The following is a 25023-nucleotide window of genomic DNA, read 5'->3' as shown; positions in this document are numbered from 1 at the left end:
TATCCCTCAACTTTCATTGGGATTTGCTAAACTTCAAGCCATTGTTTATAGGCTCACTTCCCCAATTTTTATATTCCTAACTCACCCTGAATTCTATTTTTCCTCTGCCTAAAGTGACACAACAGGGTTATTTACAGGCAGTACAGCAGATCCTTTCTGCAACATTTATCATGAACGTCTTAAACAAAACATCTCTATCAATGGACGACACGAAGCCATCGCTATTGAAATTAACGGACAAGAAATCATTTTTGACAATATCCACAGCTAATTTGATGGTGACTTCAGGAAATCAAGAATGAGAGCTACTTCATAGGTTATTTTAAGGACAAAGAGCGATCGCTCAAGCTGGGTTTGTCCAATTTGGTTAGATACTTTAGTAGATGGTTGCTAGTTTGGTAGAGGAATTGGTTTAATTCAGGTACAAAGTCAAGATTTACAACGGCGAGCAGCTAAATTTACTCATCCAAGTGATGACAATTGAAAACCGTAAAATTATAAAATTATTGTAATAAAATTTTTCCAGAAAAATTGATGAGTAATTCAATTAAACTACCCCAAAAACTGATGTTGTTGGGTTCAGGCGAACTCGGCAAAGAATTTGTGATTGCTGCTCAACGTCTGGGTAATTATGTAATTGCAGTTGACCGCTATGCTAATGCTCCAGCTATGCAGGTTGCCGATTGTTCAGAAGTAATTTCGATGCTGAATGCAGATGATTTAGAAGCTGTAGTCACTAAACATCAACCTAATTTAATCATACCAGAAATTGAAGCAATTAGAACAGAAAAACTATTGGAGTTTGAGCAGCGAGGAATTACCGTTATCCCCACAGCGGCGGCAACTAACTACACAATGAACCGTGATAGAATTCGGGAACTAGCACACAAAGAATTAGGCATTAGAACTGCTAAATATAGTTATGCAGTTTCACTAGAAGAATTAATTGCTATTTCTGATGAAATTGGCTTTCCTAACGTTGTGAAACCAGTTATGTCATCTTCTGGGAAAGGACAGTCTGTAGTCCAAAACAAAAGTGATGTTGAACAGGCTTGGAATTATGCGATCGCTAACTCCAGAGGTGACAGTCAAAAAGTGATTGTCGAGGAATTTATCGACTTTGAAATTGAAATCACATTACTAACAATTAAACAGTGGCACGCTCCGACAATTTTCTGTTCTCCTATCGGACATCGCCAAGAAAGAGGTGATTATCAAGAGTCTTGGCAACCAGCCGGGATTGCGGCAGATAAAATATTACAATCTCAAGCAATAGCTAAAAAAGTTACCGATGCTTTAGGAGGAGCCGGAATTTTTGGAGTTGAATTTTTTATCACCAAAGATGAAGTAATTTTCTCAGAACTTTCTCCCAGACCCCATGATACAGGTATGGTGACATTAATATCACAAAATCTCAATGAATTTGAATTGCATCTCAGGGCTGTTTTAGGTTTACCAATTCCCCACATAGAACAGTTGGGAGCATCAGCCAGCGCAGTAATTTTAGCATCCGAAAAATTAGATTCTGTAGCTTTTTTAGGTGTCGCCGAGGCTTTGTCTGAAAAAGATATTGATATCAAGTTATTTGGTAAACCAACTGCTCATCCTTATCGACGTATGGGTGTAGCTTTAGCAAAAGCAGCGAATGTTCAACAGGCGCGAGAAAAAGCTACAACAGCAGCTAATAAAGTCAAAATAATTTCAACTTGAATTCGGAAAATCAATAAGTTTCATATACCCGAATTCTTAAAGAATTCGGGTATCTTGTTGTGCATATTCCTGAATTATGATCACAAATAATAATAAAATTATTAAAAAATATTATGGACATATCACAAAATATTTAGGTTGATTGAGTAGTCATAATAAATTGATTTTTACTTAATTTTTTGTTCGTTTCGTGAATTTATGGGGAACTCTTTATTTAAAGCAGGTTAAACAATCCGCACGAACACTGAAATGTTGTTACATCAAGCAATTGAATATGCCCCTATGGGGATAGTCATATTTGATCGAGAAATGCGCTATCTGGCTGTGAGTCGCAGATGGCTGGAAGATTATAATCTGACGAAAGATGACGTTATTGGATGCTCTCATTATGAAATTTTTCCTGATATCCCCCAAGAGTGGAAGCAAATTCATCAACAGTGTTTAGCCGGTGCGATCGCTCAACGTGATGAAGACTCTTATCCACGCGCCGATGGATCTTTAGCATGGGTGCGCTGGTTAATTCGCCCTTGGCACACAGCTAAAGGTGAAATCGGTGGCATTATCTTGTTTACTGAAGACATCACTCAGCGCAAACAAACTGAAGAAGAATTGCATCAAAGCAACATACTGCTGCGATCGATTTTAGAAAGTACACCAGACTTGATTGTTGTAAAAGATGCTCAGGGAGTTTACTTTACTCTCAACTCTAATTCCGCAAATTTTTTGGGTAGAACTGTTGAGGAAGTCATCGGCAAAGACGATAGTGAAGTTTTTCCACCTGAAGTTGCATGTGAAATTATGGCAAAAGACCGCCAGATTGTCGAAACAGGCATTGGCGCAACTTACGAGGAAGAACTCTCTAATGGGAACAATAAAGGAATTTATTTGACTTCAAAGGCTCCCTGGCGGGATACTCATGGTAATATTCTCGGCATTATCGCTATCACACGCAATATTAGCGATGTTTACGACGAGCTTCGCTTACGCAAACAAGCAGAAATAGCCCTACAACAAAGCGAACAAAAATTCCGAACACTGATTGAAGCCACAGCCCAAATCATCTGGGATACTAAGGCTGAGGGTGAGTTTGTTACAGAACAACCACAATGGAGCGCGTTTACCGGACAATCCTTTGAGCAATTCAAAGGATCGGGTTGGCTAGATGCCGTTCATCCAGAGGATCAAGCTCACACTGTAAATGTTTGGTTAAATGCCTTTAGCAATCAAATACTGTATGAAGTTGAGTATCGTTTGCGCCGATATGATGGCGAGTACCGCTACATGAACGTTCGGGCAGTGCCAGTTTTTAATCCAGATAACAGCATTCGTGAGTGGTTAGGAGTTCATACAGATATTACTGAACGCAAACAAGCAGAAATCGCCCTTGCTAAAGCCAAAGAAGCCGCCGAAGCTGCCAGTCATGCCAAAAGCGAATTCCTGTCCAACATGAGCCACGAGTTACGCACACCACTAAATGGCATCCTCGGCTATGCCCAAATTTTGCAACGTTCTAAACATCTACATGAAGACGAGCGATCGCGCATTGATGTAATTTATCAGTGTGGTTCTCATTTGCTCACCTTAATCAACGACATCCTCGATTTGTCGAAAATCGAAGCCCAAAAAGTGGAATTAATGACTAGTGATTTCCACTTCCCGGCGTTCCTCCAAGGTGTAGCCGAAATGTGTCGCATTCGTGCCGAACTAAAAGGCATTCCATTCCGCTATCAATTAGCTGCCGAATTACCCACTGGTATCCGTGCTGATGAAAAACGTCTGCGACAAGTATTAATCAATCTCCTCAGTAATGCCATTAAATTTACTGATGCCGGTCAAGTCACCTTTACCATCAGCTACGCTTCAGAAGGCAAAATCCGCTTTGAAGTCCGCGACAGTGGTATTGGTATCCCCCAAGAAAAACTACAAGCCATTTTTCAACCCTTTGAGCAAGCTGGCGACAGGCGACGACAAACTGAAGGCACAGGATTAGGATTGGCAATCAGCAAAAGAATTGTGGAATTAATGGATAGCACCATCCATGTTCAAAGTGAAATGGGTGTTGGCAGTATTTTCTGGTTTGATGTCAATTTACCAGATGCTGAAGAGTGGGTGAAAACATCTCAAACTGATGATTATGGGCAAATTATTGGCATCCAAGACCGTAAACCCAAGATTTTGGTTGCTGATGACAAATGGGAAAACCGCTCAGTGATCAATAATTTACTCACCCCCATCGGCTTTGAGGTTGTTGAAGCTGTTGATGGTGAAGAAGGTTGGCAAAAAGTTAGAGAATTTCAGCCGGATCTCGTACTTACTGACTTAATCATGCCAAAAGTTGATGGTTTTGAGTTAATTCAACGCATTCGCCACTCAGAAGTATTGAAAGACATGATTATTATTGTTTCGTCTGCAAGCGTGTTTGAAAGCGATCAACATCGCAGCATCGAAGCAGGTGGAACTGATTTTCTGCCCAAACCCGTACAGGCGATCGCGCTATTTCAAAAATTACGCAAATATCTCAACTTAGAGTGGTTATATGAAGAGCAGACAACCGAAAAGCAGTTAGATAAAGACTACCCTGAACTAATCTTACCACCCTCAACAGAGTTAGAAACTCTGTATGAATTAGTGATGAAAGGCAATTTTAAGGGAATCATAAAACAAGCAGCATTAATATCTCAAATGGATCAAAAATATCTTCCCTTTGCCAAACAGCTGCATCAACTAGCACAAGGATTTCAAGACCAAGAAATTCTGGCACTCATCCACCCTTACAAGTAAGCGTTATGAGCCTTACCATCGAACAAACTGCTACAGTTTTAATTGTTGATGATAATCCTGCAAATTTAGGTGTCTTATCTGATTCCTTAGATCAAGCTGGTCTGGAAGTATGGGTAGCAAAATCTGGAAAAGTGGCTCTAGAAAGAGTTAAATATGCTCTACCCAATTTAATTTTATTGGATGTCATGATGCCAGAAATAGATGGATTTGAAACCTGTCGTCTATTAAAAGCAGATCCAAGAACTCAAGATATTCCCGTTATCTTTATGACGGCACTATCTGATACGAACAATAAAATCGAAGGTTTCCAAGTTGGTGCTGTAGATTACATCACTAAACCTTTTCAGCAAGAAGAAGTTTTATCGAGAGGTAAATTACACTTAAAACTGCATGATTTAACTGAAAAACTAGAGCATAAAAATGCTTTATTAAAACAAAAAGTTACGGAAGTTAGTCAAGCTTATGATGACCTTAAACAAATGCAAATTCAGGTAATTCAAAGTGAAAAACTCTCCAGTTTAGGACAAATGGTAGCTGGAATTGCCCATGAGATTAATAACCCGGTAAATTTCATTTACGGCAATCTCGTTCATGCTAATGAATATACTCAAGAAGTGCTACATCTTTTGCATCTGTATCAAGAAGAATATCCCAATCCTACACCTCGAATTCAAGCAGAACTAGAACTAACAGACCTAGAATTTCTTGAGAGTGATTTGTTAAAGCTGCTCAACTCTATGAATTTTGGCGCACGCCGAATTCGGGAAATTGTCAAATCCATGCGGTTTTTCTCTCGTACAGACGATGTTAGCCTGACAGAAATTGATATTCATGAATGCCTTGATGGCACACTAACAATTTTAAATTATCGCCTCAAAGCAACATTAGAACACCCGGAAATTGAAGTAGAGAAAAATTATACCTTATTGCCGCCAGTGGAATGCTATGCCGGGCAAATAAATCAGGTTTTTATGAATATCCTTTCCAATGCTGTTGATGCTTTGAATGAATACAATCAAAAGCGTTCATTTGAGGAAATTCAACAACAACCAAGTCGAATTAAAATTCGTACAACCATGATTGGAGATAATTGGGTCGGCATTCATATTAGTGATAACGGCCCAGGAATTTGTCAAGAAGTACAAGCAAAGTTGTTTGAGCCTTTCTTTACAACTAAACCTGCGGGTAAAGGAACCGGATTAGGCTTATCTATCAGCCACCAAATTGTTGTAGAAAAGCATGGAGGTCATATCAACTGCCAATCCAGCCCAGGAAATGGAACCGAATTTATAGTCAAAATTCCCATTCAACAACGAGCTTCTCAAGTTGCCTAAGTAACAAATGACCAATGACCATTAACCAATTCCCAAATCTACAGCGATACGATGGGCGCAAGCAAACCCAGAAAAAGCCACAGCATTTAACCCTTGACCGGGAAAAGTGCTATCTCCAACGCAATAAAGTCCCCCAATAGCTGTGCGATTAAACGGCATTCCTAACAATCCCCACAACTTACGTCGGGGAATTGGCCCGTATGTCCCATCCGCTCGCCCTAAAAAGCGACGATGGGTGCGGGGTGTTCCTACTTCCAGATAATCTAATCCTGCTTCTAAGCCAGGAAAAATCTTTTCTAGTCGGTCAATAATTCGCCAAGCTGCTGCTTCTTTCTTCGCTTCATAATCACTTGCAGACAGTCCTTGCCAATTATCAATCCAATCAGGTGTAAAGGCGTGAATGATGTGATGTCCCTGGGGTGCTAAATCTCGATCAAGCAATGTCGGAATCGAAACGAAAATCGTGCCTTCTGCTGCTGTCATTTTCGCCCAATCTGCCAACAAAATATGATGGCATTCTGTGTGATTGGGTAAAACTGAGCTTTTGACACCCATATGCAAACTCAAAAAGCTGGGAGATTTTTCATAACGTTGTTGCCATATTTTCTCATTATTAGGGATTTTCTCTACTGGGATTAATTTTTCAAAGGTATCCCAACGTGTAGCGTTAGAAACTATGCGTTTACCTCGATAAATTTTACCACTAGCTAGTTCTACACCTACAGCATGTCCCTTGTCTATGAGAATTTTTGTGACTCTGGCTTGATACTGAATTTGTCCCCCAGCTTTTTCTAAACCCTCGACTAATTTTTGAGCAATGATTCCTACTCCACCTTTTGGGTAGTTGACTCCACCATAGTGCCTATCAGAAAAGACCATACCTGCATTAATCATTGGAGTCATGTTAGCTGGTACGACCGACCAACAATAACATTCCATATCAATAAATTTTAATAATAGGGGGTCTTTGATGTAGCGTCGCGCCACATCTCCCACATTTTTAGGCAGATATTTAAGTAACCCAAGACACGCTAAAGGATGTTGGAAAAACACCCGCGTCAGATACCGAGGTTCTTCTAGGGACAATAAATCCATACTGTTGAGGCAATTAAACACTTGCCAACATTCGTTATAAAAGTGACTAATGCCCTGTGCTTCATGAGGAAAATATGCAGTAATATTCTGCAAAAATTTCTCATAAACCCGGTCAACTTTAATGTCTAAAGCATCGGGCAGATGGTAATGAATCTGCACAGGATCAGCAACCGTTTCTAGATGAATATTTACAGCATCAAGGGCGCGGGTTAGTAAGTTGGTTGTGCCGTTTTTTCCTAGTCCAAAAATCATTGATGCCCCAACATCAAAACGATAACCTTGGCGTTCAAAATAGCCAGCACTACCGCCAGGAATGAGATAACGTTCTAGCACCAGCACTTTAGCACCTTTAGCTGCTAGTTGAGTTGCTGTCACCAAGCCACCAATTCCAGAACCAATGATAATGACATCAAACACAGAATGATGGGATGTAGTAGTGCTGGCATTTAGAGACATAGGGGTAGCTAGTACAGAAAATTAATCAAGGAAATAGTACTTTATTAAATTACAAAAAACCTATTTCCACATACAAAAAAGAGGGACAAGCCTGCTACCGCTGGCTAATCCCGTCTGCCGATCCTTAAAGAGAGGAGAACACTGATTAATAATATAACCTTGATTGAGAATAGATGTCAACTACTAATGAAAAAGATTTTCAATAATTTTGGAGGTGTTGATTTTATCTGTCAGCTATACGCAGGAAAGAGTATGATGATGTTTCAGTTCCTATAGATTCAAAAGTGCCAATTTCCGGCTATGACGGTACAACTGCGTGTTTACGTTCCACCCCATCCCTTAATTAAGCACTGGTTGGCAGTTGCCCGTGATGCTGCTACACCTTCAGTATTATTTCGGAGTGCCATAACTGAGTTAGGCAGATGGCTAACTTACGAAGCGGCACGAGACTGGTTGCCGACGATAGAGGCAACGGTGCAAAGTCCTTTGGATGCTTGTCCAGCAACTTTTATTAATCCAGAAGTGCCTGTGGCCGTAGTGCCGATTCTGCGGGCAGGATTAGGATTGTTAGAGGGCGCACAAACTTTGCTACCCTTGGCTTCCATTTATCATTTGGGCTTAGTGCGCGATGAACAGACGCTAGAGGCTCGATGTTACCTGAATAAATTGCCAGAAAAATTTGACCCACAAACAAGAGTGTTAGTTACCGACCCGATGTTAGCTACAGGTGGATCGATTATGACAGCAATGGCAGAATTGACACAACGGGGTGTTGATCCGGCTTTGACGCGAATTGTTTGTGTAGTTGCGGCTCCGCCAGCATTGCAAAAACTTAGTGCGACATATCCAGGTTTAATAGTTTACACCGCAACTATTGATGAAACAGTCAACGATCGCGGTTTTATTGTACCGGGATTGGGAGATGCAGGCGATCGCATTTTTGGTACTTAAGCTAGTATGCAGCTAGGGAAGGAAAATCGCTTAATACAAGAAAAGTTGTAAGATTGCTTGAAGGCGGTAAAGTTATGAGTCAGCGTGATGGTTTCGCAAGTGGTTTTTTAGCAGGGGCGCTTTTTGGCGGAGTAGTTGGTGGTGTTTTGGGAGCTTTGATTACTTCTCGACTCGATGCAGAATTAAATACAGAAGAGGAAGCTAAACTGAGCAATGGTGTGGTAGAACCAAAAAAAACCTCAGCAAAACGGCGGATGAGAGCCTCAGAAACTGGGGATGTCGAAATGGAAACAGCTAGGCGATCGCTAGAAGATAAAATTGCTCAGTTGAATGCCACAATTGATGAGGTGCGACAACAACTGGGCAATGTTAACGGTAGTCCTAGTCAAACAGCAAGCGATCGTTCCTCAATACCAGAATAACAACCTCAAAACAGCTTTCCTCAACTTGGTTCCACTTTCAGGCTTATCGGAAATTCCGGTAACTGCTAGTCTTGGTCAAAATAGATACTGATTCGCAGACAGCATGACAACGACTGAACTAAAATCAACTATAAGACCGCTCGTGAAATTAGCAGGAAACTGAAAAATCCATGTTTTTACTGATTAACACTCTCAATACCTTCATACAGATATATACTGCTCTATTATTCGTTAGAGTTCTGTTGACCTGGTTCCCAACCATCAACTGGTACAATCAGCCTTTTTCGGCTTTAAGCCAAATTACTGACCCCTATCTCAATGTATTCCGTTCCATCATCCCTCCCTTGGGCGGCATTGATATTTCTCCAATGTTAGCGATTTTACTGCTGCAAGTAGTAGGTAGTCTGGTAGGTGGTTTGCAAGTTTTCGCATAACTATCACCTGAAACTTACCAATTGGAAGTCTGGGTTAGTTAACCCAGACTTGCTTACTTGTAGCTTATTGACTTTATACTCAGCACTCAGCACTCAGCACTCAGCACTTATTAATTAACGCCGGACTTGGCTACTAAACCCTGATGCTTTAAATTGCTTTAGCTGCAAAGGTAATGGCTGATTTGCAGGTACAGAAATTCTGAGTTCAAAATCACTAGTCCCTGGTGGAACTTCGGTAATAGAGCCAAGACGGGTACGATTTTGCATTACTGAATCATTGTTAGCATCATAAATCCTGCCATAGATATCTGCATCGTAGACTGTTTTGTAAGTGCCATTTTCCGCTTTGCCTGTGACAATAAAGCAATTCGCCGACGCACTACCACTACTAATAACTGCTCCCTTGGCCAGTTCTGGGGGACAATCTTTATAGGAAATGTCAAAAAGTCTAATTTGTGTTAAAGCTTCAGCCGTGGGAATAACAAACCACGATAGAAACGCAATTAGACAGAAAGTAAAAATTATTTGCGTCAGTCTTGAGTAGTTCTGCATAACCAAAGTTGGGAAATTCAATAAAAATGCTTTACTATGTTGTTTTTCCATATTTCACAAAGGTAGCAAATTACTCTAAGTGAACTTAGCGCTGAAGAGTTATAGCAGGTGACAGGGTTAAAATCCCTTTGAAGTAAGGGTTTTGTGATTTGTTGATGTCCTAATCTATGTGGCTACTGCTATACTGCCATCACTAGATATTCAGCACTGTTTTTAACCTCAGCTTACCTGAATTTCACAACCAAGAGATTGGAGACTTTAATTTATCCTTCAAATATTACCAGCTTGCTCTTGCCAAAATTTCTAACAATACCCATCAAGTTTTTTTGATGAATTTTTGTATTCTCTGGTTGACAACACCCTAACATATCAAGTTTTCTTGAAATGAGAGATATAAAAACTTACTCACAACACAGGGTAGAGAGGTCGATGGAAAAAAAAGTGCAGAAATTGGCTCTGGTGCTGGGAATATTGACTTTGGCCAGTAGTTGTGCTGGTGGATCAACTTCTAATACTCAAAGTCAGCAGTCCCCAAGTGCTATTGAAGTGAGCAATAGTGTAAAGACTGGGACGAAAATTAAAATTGATGGTTCTAGTACTGTATATCCCATTACCCAAGCGATCGCCAAAGATTTTCAAGCAGACTCCAAGAACAAAGCGCAAGTCGAAGTCAAATTTTCTGGTACTACAGGCGGGTTTGAAAAATTCTGTGCTGGAGAAACAGAAATCAGCAATGCTTCCCGACCTATTTTGTTAGCAGAGATGGCAACTTGCAAGCAAAATGGCGTGGGATTCATCGAACTTCCTGTCGCTTTTGATGCTTTAACCGTAGTGGTTCATCCCCAAAATAATTGGGCAGAAGATATTACAGTAGCAGAACTCAAAAAGATTTGGGAACCTAGGGCGGAAGAAAAAATTACTCGCTGGAACCAAGTACGTACATCTTGGCCAGATCGTCCTCTGACTTTGTATGGTGCTGGGAAAAAATCTGGTACGTTTGACTACTTTACAGAAGCAATAGTCGGTAAACCCAGAGCCTCTCGTAACGATTATACAGCCAGTGAAGATGATGGTGAGTTAGTAGATGGCGTTGCTAAAGACCCAAATGCCTTGGGTTACTTTGGCTATGGGTATTACGAAAAAAATCAAGATAAGTTGAAAGTGCTTTCCGTTGATAATGGACGTGGCCCCATATCACCATCGCGTCAAACGGTAGAGAAAGCCCAGTATCAACCACTTTCTCGACCTTTGCTGATCTATGTCAATCCTCAAACTCTCTCCAACAGAGGAACACTACACAAGTTTGTCGATTTTTACATCAAGAACGCACCAAAAACAGTTAGTTCTGTCGGCTATATACCCCTACCAGATGAAGCCTATCAGCTAGATTATGTCCATTTTTATAGAGACAAAGTGGGAACAGTATTTGACGGAAAAGCAGAAATAAACCTAACAATTGGTGAATTGTTACGGAAAGAAGCCAAATTTTAGCGATTACTTTTGATTTTGGGTTTATTTCAATGAATCATAATTCACAAGCTAGTACAACCCGGATACAAGCAGGAAGCAATCTCAGTTTTTTTGAAAAATACCTCACTGTTTGGGTATTTTTATGTATCGTTGGCGGAATTGCTCTAGGTAGATTATTTCCTGGGGTGGCGGTAGCACTGGATGCAATGAGTGTATATCAAGTGTCTATTCCCATTGCTGTATGTTTGTTTTTCATGATGTATCCCATCATGGTGAAGATTGATTTCACCCAAGCAGCAAATGCTATCCGCGCCCCAAAACCAGTAATTCTCACGTTGGTAGTGAACTGGTTGATTAAACCATTCACGATGGTGATATTTACGCAATTTTTCTTAGGATGGTTATTTCGTCCTTTGATCAGCGGCACTGAAATTATTCGCGGTAGCGAAGTGTCACTGGCAAATTCTTATATTGCCGGAACCATCTTACTAGGAATTGCGCCTTGTACAGCGATGGTGCTGATGTGGGGATATCTTTCTTACGGCAATCAGGGACACACTTTAATAATGGTGGCAGTAAATTCTCTGGCAATGCTATTTTTATATGCACCATTAGGTAGGTGGTTACTAGCAGCGAATAATTTAACTGTGCCTTGGCAAACTATTGTTTTGTCAGTAATTATTTATGTTGGTTTACCGCTATTAGCGGGGATGTACAGCCGTTACTGGATTTTTAAGCACAAAGGCAGAGAGTGGTTTGAAAGACGATTTCTCAAGTATTTGACTCCAGTTGCTATTACTGCTCTATTGCTAACTTTGGTATTGCTGTTTGCCTTCAAGGGTGAACTAATTGTTAACAATCCCTTGCATATTTTGTTAATTGCTGTACCGCTATTTATCCAAACTAATTTCATTTTCTTGATCAGTTATGTAGCAGCATTGAAGCTGAATTTATCTTACGAAGATGCCGCACCCGCAGCATTAATTGGCGCTAGTAATCATTTTGAAGTGGCGATCGCTACGGCTGTGATTTTATTCGGCTTAAGTTCAGGTGCAGCACTCGCTACCGTAGTAGGGGTTTTAATCGAAGTTCCAGTGATGTTGATGCTAGTTGAATTTTGTAAGCGCACAGCAAGTTGGTTTCCACGAGAACCGGAAAAAGCAACATTGCAAGATCCGCGTTGTTTTGGTGCTTTTAAATAATCACAACCTTCAGTAGATAAAGTCAAAAAAGGAATTTAACTATGAAACGTGTAATGTTTGTCTGCAAAAAAAATTCTGCCCGTTCTCAAATGGCAGAAGGTTTTGCTAAAACCCTCGGTAAGGGAAAAATTGAAGTAATTAGTTCGGGGTTAGAAGCCAGTCAGGTTAGACCAGAGGCGATCGCTGTTATGAAAGAAATAGGCATCGACATTACAGATCAACACTCCAAACCTCTGAGTGACTTCCAAGCCGAAGACTTTGATGTAGTAATTTCTCTGTGTGGTTGTGGCGTAAATTTACCCCCAGAATGGGTAGTGCGGGAAGTATTTGAAGACTGGCAATTAGATGATCCGGCAGAACAGCCAGAAATCTTCCCCAGAGTACGCGATGAAGTTAAAGAACGAGTAACTCAACTAATTAACTCTGTGAGTCAAGAAGTTACACCTGCTTGATAGGACTCAAACTCAAGCTCAACAGAGAATAGGAAATTAATTGCTAATGGTGATGAATGAACTAGTGCAAACTGCTAAGGAGATAACATTTGCTCATCCCCCCAGAATTTTATTTTTGTATGGCTCCTTGCGCGATCGCTCCTATAGCCGTCTCTTGGCTGAGGAAGCAGCACGCATCATTGAAGAATTTGGCGCAGAGGTAAAGTTTTTCGATCCACGAGAACTACCAATCTACGGTAGCGTTCCTGATACTCACCCCAAGGTGCAGGAAATACGCGAATTAAGTCTGTGGTCAGAAGGTCAAGTTTGGTCTAGCCCAGAGTTGCACGGTCAGATTTCTGGGATTATGAAAAATCAAATTGACTGGATTCCGCTAAGTATTGGAGCCGTTCGCCCGACTCAAGGCAGAACTTTGGCTGTTATGCAAGTCAGTGGTGGTTCGCAATCTTTCAACGCCGTCAACACCTTGAGAATTTTGGGGCGCTGGATGCGGATGTTTACTATTCCCAATCAATCCTCAGTCGCAAAAGCATATCAGGAGTTTAACGAAGACGGCACTATGAAGGATTCGCCCTACCGCGATCGCGTTGTGGATGTCATGGAAGAACTTTATAAGTTCACCTTGTTACTAAGAGATCAGGTAGATTACCTCACAGATCGCTACAGTGAGCGCAAGGAAAAAGCCGCAAAAGAAGTAATTGAGGTGGCGAACAAAGCCTTGGAAGCCAAGCCTATTTAAAACTTGATCAACTTCTGGCGATGGCGTAACCGCCCGCCGGAGGCGATCGCATCTTTACTAAAACAGAATTCAAAATCAAACAGGCAATAGGGAATAGCACTATTGCCTTTTACCAACTCAGTACTTTTCATTGTCTCACTGAAGATTTTGTAATAATTAGAGTCATAACATCTAAATTGCTATTGACTTATGACCCCAGATGAGATTGAAACAGCATTGCAAACAGGCTTTAAGCGTTGTGATGTATCTAGCTGTCCTCTCTCTGAGACGCAGAAACAGATATTGCTGCAAGTAGTCAAGCAAATTCCTGGGAATTCTAAATCCAGGATGTCTGATATTGCCAATCCCTTAGACGATTTGGCTTCAGAGGAATTGTTAGCATTTTTACAGTTTGTCAAAACCGAGGAACAACAAAACCGTACTTGGAAAGTGCAATTACTCAATGACTGGCTGCACAACCAAGACTCAGGGACAGTACAATTTATCCGAGAACGCTATGGTTTGCAGTGGTTGAATCGAGTCGAGTCATATCATTTTGATAAATATGCTGACTTTGGTGATGCACTGAAGTTAAGAATAGGCGATCGCATCGAAGTTTCCAATGCACTCTGGGAATGGGTACAAGAAGATGGCCCTTGCAAACGGGAATGGTTTCCCTGCATTGTGATTCAGGTAGATGAAATCAATGATGGCAAGAATTCCTCGCGTAATGGCGTTGTTCGTTTTCATAACGGTTCTGAATTTGAAATTCAAGGAATCTATGATTGGAACCGCTACAATTGGCGCTGGCCTCAAAACCAAAAATCTCAACAGTAGAATAAAAAACTATCCCAGCTAATTAGCGATCGCCATAATACTTATTTCTTGAGGTAGACGGAAAAGTAGATAGGTATTAATAAGATACTGACAGAATCTTTGTGGAATTAATTATGAATATTATTGCTTGGATCATATTGGGTCTGATTGCTGGAGCCATAGCTAAAGCTATTTATCCTGGTCGTCAAGGTGGTGGCATTCTTGCAACTATGGTTTTAGGAATCATCGGCGCTTTAATTGGGGGAACTATAGTTACTCTGTTAGAAACAGGAAGATTACAATTTACCGCGGCTACCTTGAGTATTCCTGGTGTAATTGTTGCAATTATTGGTGCAATTATTGCTATTTTTATCTGGGGTTTATTAACTAATCGCGCCAGTTATTAGTAGAAGACAAAAAATCATGGTTAGGCTGAATTTCTTTTTACTGTTGGCTATAAATTACTAAAACTCCACTTTTAGTAAAAGTGGAGTTTTAAGTATATAAACGTAAATCTTAGACTACAACTATAGCCTATAGTCGGTTTAGAAAATTGTTGCTAGTCTATAACTTTTTTAAGTTCGTCTTTGATATTCTCAGTAGTATGAATTACTTGAGATTCAGCTTGTTTAGCTTTACCTTCAGCTTTATCGGCTGGATTGCCTGTCACTTCACCAATTACTTCTTGCACCTTGCCTTCGATATTTTTTGCAGTGGCTTCTACTCTGTTTTCAATACTCATAATTTTTACCTAGACTTCTGCTTTAACTAAGGAAAAATTACCAGAATTCTTGGTGTTGATATCTCTATCAGTGGACTGATTAAAATAAATTATTTTTATTTACTTAAGATAGATATAGCAGTAGCCAAGACAGTTAGGACATCGGCCAATGATAAAACTCATGCACTAAAAGACTTTTAACCCTGTCACCTGTCACCGTTCGGCTGACGCTCACGGCGGAAGCCTGTTCCCTGTCACCTGCTATATATGAGAAATACTTACTCCTGAACATTAATCTCTCTCAACAGATAAAATTTATAGCCAAGATTCAACAGACAATGTTCTCACTTGTTGAATCCTCTGAAAGTCGCTGTCGGCTGATACAACGCTAAGACCATATTGTAAGGCTATAGCCGCAATCCAAAGGTCATTTTCATCAAAACCCAGGTCTGTCACCTGAGTTTTTCTACGCTTGCTTTTTTCTTTGGGGCCAAATTGTCTCATCAAGGCTGCTTTGAGTTGGCCGTAAATATTAGCCGTGTCCTCTGTAACACCGTAGATGCGGATATCTTCTATAAATTCTGTCAAAGAAACAAGATTAGTTTCCCTCTGTGCAGAATTTTCCATCATATATGTAAGTTCACCCTGGACAATTACGCAGGTAGCGATGTTTAATTCTCCAACCTCAGTTATTCGACGAATGACCTTTGGTTCGCCAAGGATGATAGCACTACAGTGATTAGTATCTAGCAAGTACATTATTCAAAAGGATTTAAATCATAATCGAATTTGGCTTTACCACGAGTCGCGTAAACAGACTGAAGACATTCATCGAAGTCATCACCAGCCCAAGTTCCTGCATGTCTGAGGATGGAACGACCGGAAGCCGGACGGTAGGGTAGCTGAGAACTTTCTGTCGGGTTTTCTTCAGGTTGAGTTGGGGTATTGGAACCTACTGTTTTTGGCTGAATATGCGGTGATTGAGTATCCGTTTTAACTATTTGTTTGGTTTTCAAAAAGCGTAGAAAATCAAGAGTTTCTTCTAGGAGTGACTCTGAAGATGATTCAATTTCTTGGAGTAGGAGTTCTTTAATAGTCATGTACTTAATCCTCTGCTAGTATTGCTTCCATTTGCATCAACAACTTTTCTAATCTTTTCTGTTTTTTAGGGTCATTCCAGGCTTTAGCTTTTTGAAACCGATGGGTGATCTCTTGCATCTTCTGCTTTAGCGATTGGGGTTCTTCTTTGAGAGGAAGAGCAGCTTTGATCCGCTCCCTGATTTGAGCAAGAGATACACTCTTTCGGTTAATAAGCAATACCCAATTCCTAGCTGAATTAAGAAGAAATTTAAGGTTGAGCAGAATCATTTAAAAGCATTTGTTGTTGCAACCAATCTTTACCAACTTGAATACTAATATCTGAATAGAGAGTCCCAGTACTTTCGACGCGGACTTCTCCTATTCCCAAAATATCCCGAATCGATTCAGCGCTATTAGTGTCTCCTTGCTGGGCAACAATATGTGTTATTTCTAGCGGTTCACTCCAAGGCTTAGACACGTAAATATTACGATATCCAGACCTTTCCAAAGCTCGAATCAAAGGTCGTAAGGTAGCGCGATCGCTTCCGGTGCTGTCTTGAATTGCCACTCGCACAGAACCTGGGTCAGTTACCTGAGGTTCAGTTGTTCCAGTTGTTGATTCTAAGCCAAATTGTTGAGCCATGAGCTTGGCAATCCCATTTCGGCTTGGCAGCCAATAACTGGCATCATATTCGCTTTTCTCGCTAAAGCGACCTGGTAGCATAAACATCTGCATGTTGGAGCGATTAGTACGCACACCAAAACCTAATAAAGCCACTAATTCTTCAACTGTCAAGTTAGTGTCAATGTATTCTTTGACCACATTGAGAATTTTGGGTAATTGAGCTAGGGTAGCGGGATTGAGACTCTGGTCTGTTAAGGCACGCATGACCATTTGCTGCCGTTGAATCCGACCTATATCTCCTAATTCATCATGACGAAAACGCAATAGTTGCAGAGCTTGGTCGCCGTTGAGATGCTGCTTGCCTGCTTTTAAATTAATATATAGATGCTGAGAATCATCTTGGTATTTCATATCTTTGGGAACATAGACTGTCACGCCACCCAAAGCATCAATAAGTTTAGCAACGCCCAGAACATTAATCCGAAGATAGCGGTCAATACCCGCGCCACCCAAAAGATTGCTGACAGTTTTGGCAGTTAACGCCGGGCCACCTTCAACATTAGCGGCATTAATTTTTCGTGTCCCATGCCCTTCAATTTCCGTGCGAGTATCTCTAGGAATCGAAAGCATGACTATTTTTTTGGTTTCTGGGTCAAATTTGGCCAAAAACATGACATCAGAAAGACCATCAAAGGAATTAACTTGCGGCAGGTATCTGAGATTTTTGGTTTCTGTGGGAGGATTTTGGACATCTGGTGGTAATACACTCATCCCCATCACCAAAAGATTGACAGGGCGAGTTAATTCCGAAAATCGCAATCCACCACCAGCGATCGCATCACTATCAAAGACTGCTTCTTCTTGGGGACTGAGTTCGGCTTGCTGCAACGGCGTACTTGTCAAAGAAACCGCCAACAAAGCTCCTGCCATTGCTGAAACCATCGCAATGCCGCTCATACCCACCCAGAACCACAACCAACGTCCTGATTTGGGGTTTATCGACTTTTTGCCCTTTGATTTAGGTACTTTTGCTGAGTGGTTTTCTTCCGCCGAAGTTCTTTGAATGGTCACAGACTGCCTCACACTTGCTGATTAAATTCGGTTAATTTGCAGATTATCAATAATGCAAATACATCAACTCATAGTAGTTAACTCTTAATTAACCTTGTTGATTTTTCGCCCTTTGTGTCAACCACAACACTTATAGCAGGATTTTTCTTTTTTGTGGCAAATCCCGATATGTTTTATTGAAGTATGACAACAATAAGTCAGTTTGACCAGATCCGCTAGAAGATAATCTGTAATTAGATAAAAATTCAGTAAAATTACTGTCTAGAGTTTCCCTAAAAAGCATCATGATAAATACTTGCCTAACACTCGATCTGCAAATTTGCTCAACCCTGGTAAACGGCTAGATTGCCCCCGGCTAAGGCGAAAAATTAGCCAAATACTCACCAAAAAATAACCAGATGTGAGAAAGCTATTGAGTATTAATAAACGCAATGCCAAAAAATCAGAAGTTGCGGCTCCAGTTGCTAACAAGAGATAAGCTAACAGCCAAGTAAATGTCAAAGTAATAGACAGACGACTAACTTTCAGTTGTTCCCGACTTCCCTGGCGATAATAAAGAGTCCATAGAGATGGAAGCACGCCAATAACTGGGATGAAATAAATCAGCAACTGTTTTTTATTAGTATCTGTGTTTTGTCTAAAAATTTGGGTTTGGGCAGAGTTATTACCCGCCTCTACTCCAGCGGAATCACTAATTGGTTCAAAATTTTCCATTTGGGTGAGTCTAATCCTAAACTAGAGAGATGAAACACTGTGATGTAGTTAGAGATAATAGGCTTTAGAGAAAGATTTTATTTAGTTTTATCTCGCAAGCGGCTAAAGATGCAGACACGCAAGCTAATCGACTGGTGGCAGACATTAACACCAATAGCGCGAATCGGAGCGATCGCTCTGTTCGCACCACTGCTAGTCCTCAATGGTTGGGCGATTGCAGCAATTTTTGAGTATTTTCACTCCCTCATAGTTATTTTAGTCGGAGCCTCTGTACTGGCATTTCTGCTCAACTACCCCGTTAGTTGGATGCAGCGTCACGGTGCTAAACGAGAGCAAGTCGCAATCCTTGTGTTTTTATTGGCGTTATCGATTTTATTAGCATTGGGTGTGACTCTGTTTCCGTTAGCGTTGACTCAAGCTCAACAGCTGGTGGCTCGCTTACCAGAATTGATCGATTCTGGGCGATCGCAGCTAATGATGTTAAACGAGAAAGCAGAAGTTCTCGGCTTACCGATTAACCTTGATGCTCTTGTAGTGCAAATTAACGATCGCGTCAAGGGACAATTACAGGCGATCGCCGGACAAGTTCTGAATCTGGCTGTTGTTACATTCACTAGTTTGCTAGATTTTCTGTTAACGATGGTCTTGACTTTCTATCTTTTGCAGCATGGCGATGAACTCTGGCAAAGTCTAGTAGGGTGGCTACCTACCAGATTTCGTGAACCTTTTTCCCAAACAGTCCGGCTCAGTTTCCAAAACTTTTTTATCACCCAACTAATTTTATCTACCTGCATGGCATCAGCCTTGATTCCTGCTTTTTTGTGGCTGAAAGTGCCATTTGGCCTGTTATTCGGCCTCACTATCGGTATTATGGCGCTTGTTCCCTTTGGCGGTTCTGTGGGTATTGTCCTAACTACTTCGTTAGTGGCGCTGCAAGATTTCTGGATGGGAGCAAGAGTTTTACTCGCAGCTGTAATTGTGCAGCAAATTTTAGAAAATTTAATTGCGCCCCGAATTTTGGGTAGTTTTACTGGCTTAAATCCAGTGTGGATACTAATCTCTGTCTTGACTGGCGCAAGAGTTGGGGGATTGTTGGGTGTGATTGTCGCAGTCCCTACGGCTGTGATCGTCAAGACTGCTTTAGGCGCTCTCCGTCCTAATAAATTAAGTAATGAAACTGATGAGAGTATCTCCAAAGGCGAGAAAGCTGCACCCAGTGTATTGGAAGAATCACCCAAAGCGGAAGTCAAAAATCCTCTCAGCTTTTCTGAACCAACATTACCTTAGTGCAGGAAGAATAACCATTAACTCTTGGCTGACTGATCTATGGTTCCAGAATTGAACCCATAAACAGAATGCTACCTGTTTGATTATCTCGAATGGCACAGAAGAAGGGACGGTCGACAATCATCTTAAATGGTTCTGGTTTCTCTCTCAAAGATGTTGCTACTATCCCTACTGATGTAGCCGCAGCGGCTTCTGTGCCTTCTTCGTTGACTTCCACAAAAGTTTTTTGCTTCACTTGGCTGATGGTTAAATTTTTCCCCATCTCAGAAAAATCTGCTTGATTGCTAAAAGCTTCTTGCATACCCAAAGCTTTCAGTGCATCGTTGAGTGTCACTTCGTAGTCGGTTTTGAACCGGGGTAGGCGTATTAACCCTTCCTGACTAGTAAACTGTCCTAGCCATTTTTCCCAGTTTTCTGCATTTAAGTTTTGATAAAAGGCTTTGAGGTTAGAGTTTTGTTTCGGCAGAAAGATGTAAAAACTAACTTTGCCATCTTTGCCATAAGGTAAACTTACTGCCTGGAATTGCTCGTTTTCGTAATATTTGTATTCGCTTTCTTGAGACATCATCGGGTGTGGTTTTTGCTGCCCTGATGCTCTGTAAAAGGGATGTTCAGCCGTTTGACTTTGATCAAACTTCTCACTCCATTGCCCTTTGAAATAAATGGCATTAATCAAAAATAGGACTTGATTGGGTTCGATTTGGTCAACTATTTTGTTGATTTTGCCTTGTGTATTATCGTTAACCCAATTATTGATGCTACTTAAAGCCGAAGCAGATTGAAAGTTTAAATTGGCTACTTTAGCTTTGTAAAAATCTTGATTTCGTTGCAAAAAATCTGGGCGCAAACTAACATCTTTATTCACCCAAAGGGAATTAGCAATATTTAATTGCACGTTAGCGTCGGGATTTTCTAACAGACTTTTTAAATTGGCATAATCAGAGTTAATATCTGCCAAACTCATGCCTTGTAATTCTAATGTTTTAGACATCGCCTGTTGAGTAGAACCACTAGCACCGTTATAGGTCATAGCTAAGGCGATCGCTAAACTAGAAGGTGAAATAAAAATGTTTTTCTCACTACTTTCTTGTTTGAGAATTTCTGAAAACAGTTTGAAGCCAAATTTATTATTGGCATTAACTAATTTTGTATCTGGGATTACTGTTTTTTTTTGCACTGGTAATTCTGATTGAGGCATTTTAGAGTCGGCAAGAGCATTACTATTACCATTGATCTGGGAACAACCCAGTACGCCAAATAAAACGACACTAGCGGCGGCTAGAACGTAACGCCTTCCCAGACTCACGGCGTAACGTCTTTGCAGAAAATTTTCTTTCATTCCACTCAACTTTTGTCGATTCATTCTCCCACCTCACTTACCAAAGAGTTTTAGCTGTGAATCAAGAATTGATGCTAATGATGTGTTAATGATTAACTATTGCATTAGCAAGGGGATCAATACTGGGCGGTTACAGTTTTGGTAACGGCAAGTGAGTGAGGTGAAGTAGCTTTTTATTTAAGCTGTGAGCTAGTACCGCAAGGCGGAAGTCAAAAGTCAATATTTCAAAGTTACTTTTGACTTCAGACTTTACACTTCATACTTTAGTTCGCAGTCCACCAAGCTAAAGCATAAGGTTGGGTTGCTGTGTTTACTTGTTGGCGAAACTGGACGCGGATTTTGTAATTGCCATTAGTAGGAACGGGGCAGAAAATATGTTCTACACTATCAATTGGACTGATGGAAGAACAAACAGCACCAGCTTCAGAATTCTTGGCATCAGCTTTAACTAAGTAGAGGTCGAGGTTATTCAAACCGCGATCGCTAAAACTTTCGCCGATATCAAATTGCTGGTTTTGATTGCGATCGTTTAATTCCACCAATCTATCCCAATTCAAGGTAACAGACACGAAACTCCCTTGTTTTAACGGTTTTGTTAACTGATAATCAACCACATTCCCCGCAGCCACTAGACGATAATCCCAACCAATAGAAGAAACAGTAGTTGAGGGTTGCCATTGACCAGCGCTAAATTGTTGATAAGCGCGAAAAGCATTCAAGTGACCTGTACCCATTTGAGCATCTAAAGGGATTTTGGGGTCTTTGTAAGCATCTGAATCTAACCAACTTTGATTCTGTTTATCGATTAATGTCCGCGTCATCCCTAAACGCAAGCCATCACCACTGTCTTGAATCTTTTCGGCTGAGTTCAGTAAAACCGCTTTCATCACTTGATGACGGCGACCATCAACACTCCAATTAGGCTTTTTTGTCCGTAATTGGCGATCGCCAAATTCTTGTAACAAAGCTACGGTAGCCGTCACATGAGGCGCAGCAAAACTTGTACCGGTAGCTTTATTAATCTTGCCGTCTGGATTTAGCAAAGGAATGTTATTACCAGGTGCAACTATACTAATAGAGCGACGACCATCAAGATTAAATTCCTTTCCGGCTAACCGACCGCTGACTCCCTGATTCACACCAGCCAGATTAGAAACGTCTACTTTATTAAAAATTCCACTTCGTCGGGATGAAAAAGCCACGTTAAGTCCATTAAAATTATCTGTAGGAATCGGAATACCACCTTTACCTTGATTGCCAGCGATCGCATACAAAACATCGTGAACACGACTCGACCAGTCAACGCACAATGTTAATAAAGCATTCCCATCTAGAACAGCGTCTGGTCGCGGGTCACGGTTTAGAGGTTCACCAAAACTAAAGTTAATTGCGCGGATGTCACCACTATTTTGCAGTGCAATGTGTTGCGCCGATAAGCACTCTTCTGGCTGACCCATGTTTTTGGTAGAACCTACAGCAGAAGAATACAGTCTTGCTCCCGGCGCAACTCCCGGTAGACCTTTGTCTCTACTAACCATCATGCCAGCAACATTGTAGGCATGGGGGTCAACACCAGTATTTGATTTGGCTGGGCCATTGCGTAAAAAAACAGCTGCTAAAGATATACTGCGATTTTTCGAGACGGCTTTATCTAAACCAAACATTCCCGGACGACCGATTTCTACCTGACCAATGGCTATCTTGCGACCCATTAAATTGTAAGGAGGTTGATGTAGCTTTAAAGCATCAATACCGGTTGTTCCCAGAGAAGTTTGTAAACCTGAAGCCATTACAGGCACACTCAAACAAGAAGTACCCAAACCCCAAATTATCCAATTTAGTTTTTTGTTCATAGTTAATTGTCGGTATTCATTAATTATTGTCCTCGTTATCTTCATCAGAAAAAGCAAGATTAAATTGACGAGAATTACTCAATATGTTGTTACAGTGTTTTGTTACAATACTTACAGACGAAGACGCATAAAAACCCACTAGCCATGACCCAAAACCAATCTCAAAAGCCCATAGTGATTGCTCCATCTATCCTATCAGCCGATTTTAGTCGTCTGGGTGATGAAATTCGCGCCGTAGACGCAGCTGGAGCGGATTGGATTCATGTTGATGTAATGGACGGTCGTTTTGTACCTAATATTACGATAGGGCCTCTGGTTGTGGAGGCGATTCGTCCAATTACCTCAAAGCCATTGGATGTCCACCTGATGATTGTGGAACCAGAAAAGTATGTAGAAGGCTTTGCTAAGGCTGGTGCTGATATTATTTCTGTGCATGTTGAACATAATGCTTCACCACATCTGCACCGCACCCTCGGCCAAATCAAAGAACTCGGCAAACAAGCCGGGGTAGTACTCAATCCTTCCACACCACTGGAACTTATTGAGTATGTGTTGGAGCTTTGTGATTTAGTACTGATTATGAGCGTTAACCCCGGTTTCGGTGGTCAAAGCTTCATTCCTGGTGTCATATCTAAAATTAAAAAGCTGCGTCAGATGTGTGATGAGCGTGGACTTGACCCTTGGATTGAAGTAGATGGTGGACTCAAAGCCAACAATACTTGGCAAGTTTTAGAAGCCGGAGCTAATGCAATTGTTGCTGGTTCCGCTGTATTTAACGCCAAGGATTATGCTGAAGCGATTACAAATATTCGCAATAGCAAGCGTCCTACACCAGAACTGGCAAAAGTTTAATTGAGTTATAATTTTTAACTAATTAGAGTAGGGTGGACAATTTAATTTGCCCACCCTAATTTTTTATTTCACTGAATGAACCGGAAAAAAGTAGAAACTTCTAAATGCTTCTACCTACTTCTTGCCCAGTTTGTAGTCTTCCAAATGATGAAAAATAACGCAGCAGTAACGAAAGCTCCAAGATTCCATTTCACAGAACTTTTAAGTAAATTCAACCGCTGACTAGACTGATTAGCTTTTGCTTGAAGTTTGATTTTTTCTTTAGCTTGAGAAACTTCTGACAATACTTTTTCTTTTAATTCCTGAGGATTATTTGCATCTAAGGAGCGACCTTGGCTTTTTAGAAAACTTTCTATTTGTTCTGGTTTAGCTTGGCTCAGTCGCTGTTCAACTTGTTCAGCTTGAGATATTTGTTGCTGAGATAAGTTGTTAATTTGAGTATAGCTTTGTTTACTCAGTCTGATGGTGTTACTAACACCAACAGGAATCAGCAATATAAAGACTATAGCTAACAATAAACTTATCCAAGATAGCAATCTCAAAGTTAAAAATTCTAACTTAGCTCGTGCATGTAGCTCACCATAAAAAACTAATACTAAACCAATTAAAGTGACGGGTATTCTTTCAACTATTGCACCAAAGGTTTGAAATTCCCAAACGGGATTCATGAAGTTAGGTGGAATAAATGTTGCAACTACATCGAATAATGCTAACAACAATAGCCCATAGCCAAGGACTCGCAAAATAGCCATTGAGCCTACCTGGCTAAAAGCAAATTCCTGTAACTCTTGAACTACGGGAATAAATTTATCGCTGTTTGATTTGGTCATATTTCTCGAAAATATTACAAAGGTAAATTAAAGCTAATACAACAAAGTAACTTAGGTTTAGTTTTGCATATAGCAATCCTAAATGATTTATGAGAAAACACCATACTCATGAAGTTTAGGGAAGTTAAAAGTTTGACAATGAATTGATAGCTCAAATAACGCCTTGACTACGTTAAAAGAATGACAGAAAAAATAAAATTCTCTAATTAATCGTTTTGCTTGCAGCCAAATATCTTCTACAGGATTCTGTTGTGGTGC

Annotated in this window: 26 protein-coding genes and 2 pseudogenes; 15 read left to right on the top strand and 13 right to left on the bottom strand. The window is 40.7% G+C overall.

Annotated elements, in window-relative coordinates; translation table 11 throughout:
- Positions 1 to 139: 139 nt before the first annotated feature.
- From IQ259_RS22700 to IQ259_RS22685, 4 genes and pseudogenes are all read left to right on the top strand, one after another.
- Positions 140 to 271: pseudogene (locus IQ259_RS22700) on the top strand (papain fold toxin domain-containing protein); the annotation flags it as partial.
- A 263-nt stretch (positions 272 to 534) separates the two neighbouring features.
- Positions 535 to 1710 carry a formate-dependent phosphoribosylglycinamide formyltransferase gene (purT, locus tag IQ259_RS22695; RefSeq protein ID WP_193888290.1) on the top strand — a complete coding sequence of 392 codons (1176 nt, stop codon included), beginning with the start codon at positions 535 to 537 and terminating at the stop codon, positions 1708 to 1710.
- A gap of 249 nt (positions 1711 to 1959) precedes the next feature.
- Complete coding sequence (locus IQ259_RS22690) at positions 1960 to 4491, top strand: PAS domain-containing hybrid sensor histidine kinase/response regulator (protein ID WP_193888289.1); 2532 nt, start codon at positions 1960 to 1962, stop codon at positions 4489 to 4491.
- 5 nt (positions 4492 to 4496) lie between these two features.
- Positions 4497 to 5825, top strand: coding sequence for a response regulator (locus IQ259_RS22685; protein WP_193888288.1), 1329 nt, complete (start codon positions 4497 to 4499; stop codon positions 5823 to 5825).
- A gap of 21 nt (positions 5826 to 5846) precedes the next feature.
- On the opposite strand, the gene crtH is transcribed toward IQ259_RS22685, so the two are convergent.
- The gene (gene crtH, locus IQ259_RS22680) at positions 5847 to 7376 is read right to left on the bottom strand and encodes a carotenoid isomerase (RefSeq protein WP_193888287.1); all 1530 of its coding nucleotides are present in this window, start codon (positions 7374 to 7376) and stop codon (positions 5847 to 5849) included.
- A 300-nt stretch (positions 7377 to 7676) separates the two neighbouring features.
- Between crtH and upp the strand changes: the two genes are divergently transcribed.
- From upp to IQ259_RS22665, 3 genes are all read left to right on the top strand, one after another.
- A complete protein-coding gene (gene upp, locus IQ259_RS22675; protein WP_193888286.1) occupies positions 7677 to 8327 on the top strand; it encodes a uracil phosphoribosyltransferase in 651 nt (216 codons plus the stop codon).
- 74 nt (positions 8328 to 8401) lie between these two features.
- Positions 8402 to 8749: a hypothetical protein gene (locus IQ259_RS22670; protein WP_193888285.1), complete on the top strand. Its 348-nt coding sequence runs from the start codon at positions 8402 to 8404 to the stop codon at positions 8747 to 8749.
- A gap of 170 nt (positions 8750 to 8919) precedes the next feature.
- On the top strand, positions 8920 to 9183 hold the full coding sequence (locus IQ259_RS22665) for a YggT family protein (protein ID WP_193888284.1): 264 nt from the start codon (positions 8920 to 8922) through the stop codon (positions 9181 to 9183).
- A 114-nt stretch (positions 9184 to 9297) separates the two neighbouring features.
- On the opposite strand, the gene IQ259_RS22660 is transcribed toward IQ259_RS22665, so the two are convergent.
- On the bottom strand, positions 9298 to 9735 hold the full coding sequence (locus IQ259_RS22660; RefSeq protein WP_193888292.1) for a biotin carboxylase: 438 nt from the start codon (positions 9733 to 9735) through the stop codon (positions 9298 to 9300).
- 429 nt (positions 9736 to 10164) lie between these two features.
- Here IQ259_RS22660 and IQ259_RS22655 point away from each other — a divergent pair, with 429 nt between their 5' ends.
- Genes IQ259_RS22655 through arsH form a run of 4 tightly spaced genes read left to right on the top strand, consistent with a single transcriptional unit; the run spans position 10165 to position 13598 of the window.
- Positions 10165 to 11226: a PstS family phosphate ABC transporter substrate-binding protein gene (locus IQ259_RS22655; RefSeq protein WP_193888283.1), complete on the top strand. Its 1062-nt coding sequence runs from the start codon at positions 10165 to 10167 to the stop codon at positions 11224 to 11226.
- Positions 11227 to 11255: 29 nt separating this feature from the next.
- On the top strand, positions 11256 to 12407 hold the full coding sequence (arsB, locus tag IQ259_RS22650; RefSeq protein ID WP_193888282.1) for an ACR3 family arsenite efflux transporter: 1152 nt from the start codon (positions 11256 to 11258) through the stop codon (positions 12405 to 12407).
- Positions 12408 to 12448: 41 nt separating this feature from the next.
- Complete coding sequence (gene arsC / locus IQ259_RS22645) at positions 12449 to 12859, top strand: arsenate reductase, glutathione/glutaredoxin type (RefSeq protein ID WP_193888281.1); 411 nt, start codon at positions 12449 to 12451, stop codon at positions 12857 to 12859.
- A gap of 52 nt (positions 12860 to 12911) precedes the next feature.
- Positions 12912 to 13598: an arsenical resistance protein ArsH gene (gene arsH, locus IQ259_RS22640; RefSeq protein ID WP_193888280.1), complete on the top strand. Its 687-nt coding sequence runs from the start codon at positions 12912 to 12914 to the stop codon at positions 13596 to 13598.
- Here arsH and IQ259_RS27650 read toward each other — a convergent pair.
- Entirely contained in the window at positions 13595 to 13729 is a 135-nt protein-coding gene (locus IQ259_RS27650) for a hypothetical protein (RefSeq protein WP_255525533.1), read from the bottom strand. The two genes, arsH and IQ259_RS27650, sit on opposite strands and share 4 nt — an antisense overlap.
- A 58-nt stretch (positions 13730 to 13787) precedes the next feature.
- Between IQ259_RS27650 and IQ259_RS22635 the strand changes: the two genes are divergently transcribed.
- On the top strand, positions 13788 to 14414 hold the full coding sequence (locus IQ259_RS22635) for a hypothetical protein (RefSeq protein ID WP_193888279.1): 627 nt from the start codon (positions 13788 to 13790) through the stop codon (positions 14412 to 14414).
- A gap of 113 nt (positions 14415 to 14527) precedes the next feature.
- Complete coding sequence (locus IQ259_RS22630; protein ID WP_193888278.1) at positions 14528 to 14800, top strand: GlsB/YeaQ/YmgE family stress response membrane protein; 273 nt, start codon at positions 14528 to 14530, stop codon at positions 14798 to 14800.
- A 152-nt stretch (positions 14801 to 14952) separates the two neighbouring features.
- On the opposite strand, the gene IQ259_RS22625 is transcribed toward IQ259_RS22630, so the two are convergent.
- From IQ259_RS22625 to IQ259_RS22600, 6 genes are all read right to left on the bottom strand, one after another.
- Positions 14953 to 15135 carry a CsbD family protein gene (locus IQ259_RS22625; RefSeq protein ID WP_193888277.1) on the bottom strand — a complete coding sequence of 61 codons (183 nt, stop codon included), beginning with the start codon at positions 15133 to 15135 and terminating at the stop codon, positions 14953 to 14955.
- A gap of 294 nt (positions 15136 to 15429) precedes the next feature.
- Positions 15430 to 15873: a type II toxin-antitoxin system VapC family toxin gene (locus tag IQ259_RS22620; protein WP_193888276.1), complete on the bottom strand. Its 444-nt coding sequence runs from the start codon at positions 15871 to 15873 to the stop codon at positions 15430 to 15432.
- Complete coding sequence (locus IQ259_RS22615) at positions 15873 to 16214, bottom strand: DUF2281 domain-containing protein (RefSeq protein ID WP_193888275.1); 342 nt, start codon at positions 16212 to 16214, stop codon at positions 15873 to 15875. The genes IQ259_RS22620 and IQ259_RS22615 overlap by 1 nt, the downstream gene beginning before the upstream one ends.
- A 4-nt stretch (positions 16215 to 16218) precedes the next feature.
- Positions 16219 to 16431, bottom strand: coding sequence for a hypothetical protein (locus IQ259_RS22610; RefSeq protein ID WP_193888274.1), 213 nt, complete (start codon positions 16429 to 16431; stop codon positions 16219 to 16221).
- A gap of 31 nt (positions 16432 to 16462) precedes the next feature.
- Entirely contained in the window at positions 16463 to 17890 is a 1428-nt protein-coding gene (locus IQ259_RS22605; RefSeq protein ID WP_193888273.1) for an LCP family protein, read from the bottom strand.
- A 282-nt stretch (positions 17891 to 18172) separates the two neighbouring features.
- Positions 18173 to 18604 (bottom strand): hypothetical protein, encoded by a 432-nt coding sequence (locus IQ259_RS22600; RefSeq protein ID WP_228014709.1) that lies wholly within the window; start codon positions 18602 to 18604, stop codon positions 18173 to 18175.
- Positions 18605 to 18712: 108 nt separating this feature from the next.
- Between IQ259_RS22600 and IQ259_RS22595 the strand changes: the two genes are divergently transcribed.
- Positions 18713 to 19891 carry an AI-2E family transporter gene (locus IQ259_RS22595; protein WP_193888272.1) on the top strand — a complete coding sequence of 393 codons (1179 nt, stop codon included), beginning with the start codon at positions 18713 to 18715 and terminating at the stop codon, positions 19889 to 19891.
- 37 nt (positions 19892 to 19928) lie between these two features.
- Here the strand turns inward: IQ259_RS22595 and IQ259_RS22590 are convergent, their stop codons facing one another.
- Positions 19929 to 21254, bottom strand: a complete 1326-nt coding sequence (locus IQ259_RS22590; RefSeq protein ID WP_193888271.1) for a serpin family protein — start codon at positions 21252 to 21254, stop codon at positions 19929 to 19931.
- 239 nt (positions 21255 to 21493) lie between these two features.
- A complete protein-coding gene (locus IQ259_RS22585) occupies positions 21494 to 23083 on the bottom strand; it encodes a S8 family serine peptidase (protein WP_193888270.1) in 1590 nt (529 codons plus the stop codon).
- Positions 23084 to 23227: 144 nt separating this feature from the next.
- Between IQ259_RS22585 and rpe the strand changes: the two genes are divergently transcribed.
- On the top strand, positions 23228 to 23935 hold the full coding sequence (rpe, locus tag IQ259_RS22580; RefSeq protein WP_193888269.1) for a ribulose-phosphate 3-epimerase: 708 nt from the start codon (positions 23228 to 23230) through the stop codon (positions 23933 to 23935).
- A gap of 110 nt (positions 23936 to 24045) precedes the next feature.
- Here the strand turns inward: rpe and IQ259_RS22575 are convergent, their stop codons facing one another.
- Together IQ259_RS22575 and IQ259_RS22570 are read right to left on the bottom strand one after the other, a co-directional pair.
- Complete coding sequence (locus IQ259_RS22575; RefSeq protein ID WP_193888268.1) at positions 24046 to 24765, bottom strand: HpsJ family protein; 720 nt, start codon at positions 24763 to 24765, stop codon at positions 24046 to 24048.
- A gap of 87 nt (positions 24766 to 24852) precedes the next feature.
- Positions 24853 to 25023, bottom strand: a pseudogene (locus IQ259_RS22570) (IS630 family transposase); the annotation flags it as partial.

Source organism: Fortiea sp. LEGE XX443 (assembly GCF_015206815.1).
In the GTDB taxonomy this organism is placed as follows: domain Bacteria; phylum Cyanobacteriota; class Cyanobacteriia; order Cyanobacteriales; family Nostocaceae; genus Nostoc_B.
Note: the sequence above shows the minus strand (reverse complement) of the source record. Positions and strands in the feature narration are given on the sequence as shown.